Source organism: Caballeronia sp. (assembly GCF_049581465.1).
GTDB lineage: Bacteria > Pseudomonadota > Gammaproteobacteria > Burkholderiales > Burkholderiaceae > Caballeronia.
Map to the genome: position 1 here is coordinate 1 of NZ_JBAUSA010001091.1, position 3,065 is coordinate 3,065.

The 3,065-nt window shown below is 61.5% G+C and carries 5 protein-coding genes; all 5 read left to right on the top strand.

Annotated elements, in window-relative coordinates; genetic code table 11:
* Positions 1 to 504: CoA transferase (locus tag WCA53_RS26650; RefSeq protein ID WP_423917672.1), on the top strand; the 504-nt coding region annotated here is incomplete at its 5' end.
* Between the two features lie 64 nt (positions 505 to 568).
* The gene (locus WCA53_RS26655; protein ID WP_423917675.1) at positions 569 to 1,762 is read left to right on the top strand and encodes a lipid-transfer protein; all 1,194 of its coding nucleotides are present in this window, start codon (positions 569 to 571) and stop codon (positions 1,760 to 1,762) included.
* Between the two features lie 64 nt (positions 1,763 to 1,826).
* A complete protein-coding gene (locus WCA53_RS26660; protein ID WP_423917679.1) occupies positions 1,827 to 2,270 on the top strand; it encodes a MaoC family dehydratase N-terminal domain-containing protein in 444 nt (147 codons plus the stop codon).
* Between the two features lie 11 nt (positions 2,271 to 2,281).
* Complete coding sequence (locus WCA53_RS26665) at positions 2,282 to 2,701, top strand: MaoC family dehydratase (RefSeq protein WP_423917682.1); 420 nt, start codon at positions 2,282 to 2,284, stop codon at positions 2,699 to 2,701.
* A gap of 43 nt (positions 2,702 to 2,744) precedes the next feature.
* The coding region (locus tag WCA53_RS26670) for an SDR family NAD(P)-dependent oxidoreductase (protein ID WP_423917685.1) at positions 2,745 to 3,065 on the top strand (321 nt) is incomplete at its 3' end.

Genomic DNA, 3,065 nt, shown 5'->3' on the forward strand with positions numbered 1-3,065 from the left:
ATGTTCTACGGCTTGCAGGCACAGGGCAGGTGGAGCGCCCGGCGCGGCAGCAACCTGCTCGACGGCTCCGCGCACTTCTACGATACCTACGAATGCGCCGACGGCAAATATATCGCGATCGGCTCGATCGAACCGCAGTTCTATGGCGAACTGCTTAAACGCCTCGAGATAACCGATCCGGCTTTCGCTCACCAGTTCGAGCGGCGTCACTGGCCGGAACTCAAGCGCCGGCTTGCTGCGCACTTCGTTAGCCGCACCCGCGCGCAGTGGACCGAACTGCTGGAAGGTACGGACGTCTGCTTTGCACCGGTGCTCGATATGGACGAGGCGCCGCAACACGAACACAACGTTGCACGTAACACCTTCATCGAGATCGATGGTGTCGTGCAGCCCGCGCCGGCGCCGCGTTTCAGCCGCACGGTGCCCGAAGTGCTCCGTTCAGCCGAAGGCCAGGATACGAGCCTGGACGATGTGCTGGGTGGATGGCGTAACACGTCCGGATGAATGCCGGTAGCTAGCGGCATTCATTAATTAATGAACTTTGATGAACCAGAGAAGGAGTCAGACGATGTCTGAGAAAGTAGTAGTCGCGGGTGTTGGCATGATCCAGTTCAAGAAGCCGGGTGCGAGTGCTTCGTACGTCGAAATGGGCTCGGAAGCGGCGCGCGCTGCGCTCGCTGACGCCGGCATTTCGTATGACCTCGTGCAGCAAGCCTATGTGGGCTACGTCTATGGCGACTCCTGCTGTGGGCAAGCTGCACTGTACCCCTTGGGCTTGACGCAGATTCCGGTGCTCAACGTCACCAACAATTGTGCAACCGGCTCGAGCGCGTTGTTCATGGCACGCCAGGCCGTCGAAAGCGGTGCGGTGGAGTGCGCGATCGCATTGGGCTTCGAGCAGATGCAACCGGGCGCGCTCGGCGGAATCTGGCATGACCGCCCGAGCCCGCTGGGTAGCTCCTCCGTTCTGGCCGCCGATCTGAATCCGGACGCAGTCGAAGCAAAGGTGCCGGGCGCGTTGATGATGTTCGGTGGCGCAGGCAAAGAACACATGCAGAAGTACGGCACGAAAATGGAGACCTTCGCGAAGATTCGCGCGAAGGCGAGCCGTCATGCCGCCAACAATTCGCTTGCGATTTTCCGCAAGGTGGTGAGTGCCGAAGACGTCATGGCCGATCCGGTCGTGTGGCCAGGCGTGATGACGCGTTTGATGGCGTGCCCGCCGACGTGCGGTGCTGCGGCGGCGATTATCTGCTCGGAAGCCTTCGCCAAGAAGCACAACATTCGCACCGACGTGCAGATCCTCGCGCAGTCGATGACCACCGACAGCCCGGCGACGTTCGAAAAGCGCTCGGCAATCGAGCTGGTCGGTTTCAGCATGGCCCGCGAAGCCGCGCGGCAGGTGTACGAGAAGGCTGGCGTGAGCCCGTCCGATATCAAGGTGTGCGAGCTGCACGACTGCTTCGCGCACAACGAACTGATCACCTACGAGTCGCTCGGCTTTTGTCCGGAAGGCGGCGCCGAGAAGTTCGTCAACGACGGCGACAACACGTATGGCGGCAAGGTCGTGACCAATCCGTCGGGCGGCCTGCTCTCGAAAGGCCACCCGCTGGGCGCGACGGGGCTGGCTCAGTGTTACGAGCTCACGAATCAGTTGCGCGGCACGGCGGACGCTCGTCAGGTCGACGGCGCGAAGCTCGCGCTGCAGCACAACCTGGGTCTGGGCGGCGCCTGCGTGGTGACGCTGTACGGTCGCACCTGATGGTGTGATGGAAATGGCGGGCGGCGTGACTGTCGCGCGCCATCTCTTTTGAGGAGACTTTGTAATGGCAGACAAAAGCATGATCGGCCGCGTGATGTCGCGCGGCACCGTCGATATCGAGAAGGGGCGCCTACGCTTCTTCGCCAAGGCCGTGGGCGAGACCGACCCTGTGTACACCGACGAATCCGTCGCTCGCGATGCCGGCCATCCCGGCTTGCCGGTGCCGCCGACCTTCCTGTTCTGCATGAACAGTGAAACGGGCGACCTGGTCGCGACGCTGAAGTCCCTGGATATGGATCTGGCACGCATCCTCCATGCCGAGCAGTCGTTCACCTATCACCGGATGGCCTACGCCGGCGACACGCTGAGCTTCGAGACGAAACTGGCGGACGTCTACGAGAAAAAAGGCGGTGCACTGCAATTCGTGGTGCAGGAAACGCGCGTGACGAGCCAGAAGGGCGAGCACATCGCCGATCTGCGCGGTGTGATCGTGCAGCGCAACGGTTAAGGAGACGCTCGATGTCAGTACCTCGCTATAACGATGTGAAGGTGGGCGACACGCTGCCCGCACTCACGCTGCCGGTCATCAACCGGACCACGCTGGCCCTCTATTGCGGCGCCTCGGGCGACCACAATCCGATCCACGTCGACATCGATTTCGCCCGCAAGGCGCGCATGCCGGACGTGTTCGCCCACGGCATGTTGTCGGTCGCGTATCTCGGGAGGCTGTTGACCGGCTGGGTGCCGCAGACGCAGATCCGCAGCGTGTCGATGCGCTTCACCGGCATCACGCATCTGGGCAATCAGCCCACCTGCACCGGCCAGGTTGTCGAGAAGTTCGAAGCCGACGGAGAGCAGCGCGTGAAGCTCACGCTCAGGTGTGCAAACCAGTTCGGTGACGAGAAACTTCTCGGCGAAGCCGTGGTGGCACTGAACTGATTTTCTAAAGAACAACGCGTATCAAACAGAAAGGAAGATTGAGATGAGCAAGCTCGCAGGCAAGACCGCATTGATTACCGGCTCCGGCCGTGGCATTGGCCGTGAAGTGGCACTGAAACTGGCTTCGGAAGGCGCCCGTGTTGTCATCAACGACCTCGACGCCGATCCGGCCAACGAAGTGGCCGAGTTGATCCGCGCGCAAGGTGGCGAGGCCGCTGTGTGTGTGGGCAGCGTGACGGCAAGCGACTTCGCTGAGCGTTTCATCGCGACTGCGGTGCAAAGTTTCAAGAGTGTTGACATCATCGTCAACAACGCTGGCTTTACCTGGGACAACGTGGTTCAGAAGATGACCGACGAACAGTGG

Excerpts from the sequence above, each read along its gene's own strand:
- WCA53_RS26665 (WP_423917682.1), top strand. The coding sequence starts at position 2,282 with ATGTCAGTACCTCGCTATAACGATGTGAAGGTGGGCGACACGCTGCCC.
- WCA53_RS26655 (WP_423917675.1), top strand. The coding sequence starts at position 569 with ATGTCTGAGAAAGTAGTAGTCGCGGGTGTTGGCATGATCCAGTTCAAG.
- WCA53_RS26660 (WP_423917679.1), top strand. The coding sequence starts at position 1,827 with ATGGCAGACAAAAGCATGATCGGCCGCGTGATGTCGCGCGGCACCGTC.